Source organism: bacterium (assembly GCA_040755795.1).
Taxonomy (GTDB): Bacteria; UBA9089; CG2-30-40-21; order CG2-30-40-21; family SBAY01; genus JBFLXS01.
This window is the reverse complement of sequence record JBFLXS010000466.1, coordinates 1-2,848: the sequence shown is the minus strand read 5'-3', so window position 1 is coordinate 2,848 and position 2,848 is coordinate 1. Positions and strand designations below refer to the sequence as shown.

Below are 2,848 nucleotides of genomic sequence, written 5' to 3'. Positions count from 1 at the left end.
TAAGGAGATAGGGAGATATTATTAAAAAAATTGAAATTAATAGAAACTAATAGAAATTTATGGAAATTTGTTGTTTTCCACAATCAATTTCTACCTATTTCTATAAATTTCAATCTATTTCTATTATTTTATCTCCATATCGTCCTTATCCCCTTATCCCCTTTCTTACACTTTTGGTAACTATTCAGCATACCAAGCAAGTAGGAAGTAGGAAAGGGGGGAAATACTTCATACTATTTTACTCTTAATTGATTTGATTAAACCTATAAGCATCCTACTCACTTCTTCAGATATATCCCAAATGGATTGAAAATCTGGCAGATAATTAATATCTTTAGATAGAATTAGATAATGCCTTTCCTACTTCCCTACTCTCCTACTTTCCTACTCTCCTACTTTCCTACAGGGTGAATAGTTACCACTTTTGATATATAGCCTGAACGGTTACCAAATCACAAATTCCAAATAAATTCAAATGACCAAAATTCAAAACATTACCCTCCATAGTTTGTATTTAGGACTTGAAATTTGGTGTTTATTTGAGATTTGGTGCTTGGGATTTTGGATTTTTTTACTTATCCACTCTGAGTAAAGTTTTGACTAATAACTGCTATAGACAGGTCTCCCAAGCCTTCATTTTTCTGGAATTTCTGCCCGCTTTAGTCTGAAGTCTGATGTCTATAGTCTACTGTCTGAATCACAGTGGCTGGATAGTTACGATTGACATTTAATTGAAACTATGCTATAATTGACATAAGGTAACTAATTATGACCACAAATAAATCTGATTTTATTCGAGAGATTATTGAAAAAGATTTGAAGATAAATAAATATGGTGGTAAAGTTGTAACTCGATTTCCACCAGAACCAAACGGTTATCTTCATATTGGACATGCCAAGGCTATTTGTCTTAATTTTGGGCTGGCGGCTCAATATGGAGGTAGGTGTCACCTGCGGTTTGATGACACTAATCCAGTTAAAGAAGAACAGAAATTCATCGATGCTATCAAAAAGGATATTCAATGGCTTGGTTTCAAATGGGGTAAGGATGAGTATTACGCCTCTGATTACTTTGAGAAATTATATGAATATGCGGTGCTGTTAATTAAAAAAGGTAAAGCGTATGTCTGTGATTTAAGTCCAGAAGAAATCAGGGAATATCGAGGCACATTAACTAAACCAGGTAAGAATAGTCCTTATCGTAACCGTCGTGTTGAAGAAAATCTGGAACTGTTTCAACGGATGCGTCGTGGTGAATTTAAAGATGGTCATTGCACCCTGCGAGCGAAAATTGATATGTCGTCTGGGAATTTGAATATGCGTGACCCGGTGATGTATCGGATTCTTCATGTCCAACATCCCCGCACTTCCCAGAAATGGTGTATCTATCCCACTTATGATTTCGCTCATGGTCAATCAGATTCTATTGAAGGAATTACTCATTCTATTTGCACACTGGAATTTGAAGACCATCGACCATTGTATGATTGGTTTCTTGATGAATTAAATATCCATCATTCCCAGCAAATTGAATTTGCTCGTTTAAATCTTAGTTATACCGTGATGAGCAAGCGGAAACTACTTGAACTGGTAGAAGGAAAATATGTTACGGGTTGGGATGACCCACGAATGCCAACAATTGCAGGATTGCGAAGGCGAGGCTATACAAAAGAAGCAATACTCGATTTCTGTGAACGCATTGGCGTAGCCAAAGGTAATAGTATGGTTGATATATCGCTGTTGGAACATTGTATTCGTGAAGATTTGAATAAATGTGCACCTCGTGTTATGGCCGTTTTACAACCACTTCGTGTAGTCATAACTAACTATCCACAAGACAAGGTAGAAGAATTGGATGCTGAAAATAATCCTGAGGATGCCAGTATGGGTTCTCGTAAAATTCCTTTTTCTCAAGTGCTCTATATTGAAGAAGATGATTTTCGAGAAAATCCACCAAAGGAATTTTTTCGATTATCTCCGGGGCGTGAAGTTCGTTTGAAACATGCCTATTATATCAAATGTGTAGATGTCATTAAAGATGTAAGCGGTAAAATAGTTGAGTTACACGCAGTTTATGACCCAGAAACGCGTGGTGGCTGGTCACAAGACAAACGGAAGGTTATGGGCACATTACATTGGGTTTCGGCGGCTCATAGTATTGACGCTGAAGTGCGACTGTATGACCGTTTGTTCCTGAAATCCAATCCAGATGAAACAGAAGATGTTGATTTCAAAACGAATTTAAACCCAAATTCATTACAAATATTAACTGGCTGTAAAGTTGAACCTACTTTATTTGGTGCTCCACCAGAAAATCATTATCAGTTTTTAAGGCAGGGATATTTCTGCGTTGATGCTGATTCTTCCAATGAAAAAATGATATTCAATCGCACTGTCTCGCTACGAGATTCCTGGGCTAAAATTGAAAAAAAACTGTAACCCTTTAGATGGTAATTTACCGCAGAGACGCAAGAGTTTGCGGAGAAGACATGCAAATAAATCAGATAACAGAAAAGATTATTGAGGACATCATGGTAATATGTAGGATATCAAAACCAAATTTGTTAATCAATCATGAGATGTCGGTCCTCAAAATCTTGCACTGATGAAAATCCATGAGGGAATTCTGCGTTTGGTAAATAGTTTTTAATTTTTTCTCTGCGTCTCTGTGTCTGTTATGTAAAGTGTCAAGCTTTTTTTTATTTTTTTACTTAAGAAAAGACGAGAGCGTTGCGTAGGACTTAAGGCTATATCTACGGTCCCAGGCATTGCTTTACCTCATTTTCTGCCATCTTTTTGTATTTCTTGACATTTTGGAGTCCCAAAAGATAACCCAGAGGGTCATTAA

2 protein-coding genes are annotated in these 2,848 nt (G+C 36.7%); both read left to right on the top strand.

All coding sequences use genetic code 11. From position 1 onward, the window contains the following. Positions 1–59 precede the first annotated feature (59 nt). A complete protein-coding gene (locus tag AB1414_18425; protein ID MEW6609392.1) occupies positions 60–248 on the top strand; it encodes a hypothetical protein in 189 nt (62 codons plus the stop codon). Between the two features lie 520 nt (positions 249–768). After that, positions 769–2,439, top strand: coding sequence for a glutamine--tRNA ligase/YqeY domain fusion protein (locus tag AB1414_18420; protein MEW6609391.1), 1,671 nt, complete (start codon positions 769–771; stop codon positions 2,437–2,439). Positions 2,440–2,848 lie beyond the last annotated feature (409 nt).

Bases quoted from the DNA above. Each gene is read 5' to 3' on its own strand.
- AB1414_18425 (MEW6609392.1), top strand. From the start codon at position 60: ATGGAAATTTGTTGTTTTCCACAATCAATTTCTACCTATTTCTATAAA.
- AB1414_18420 (MEW6609391.1), top strand. From the start codon at position 769: ATGACCACAAATAAATCTGATTTTATTCGAGAGATTATTGAAAAAGAT.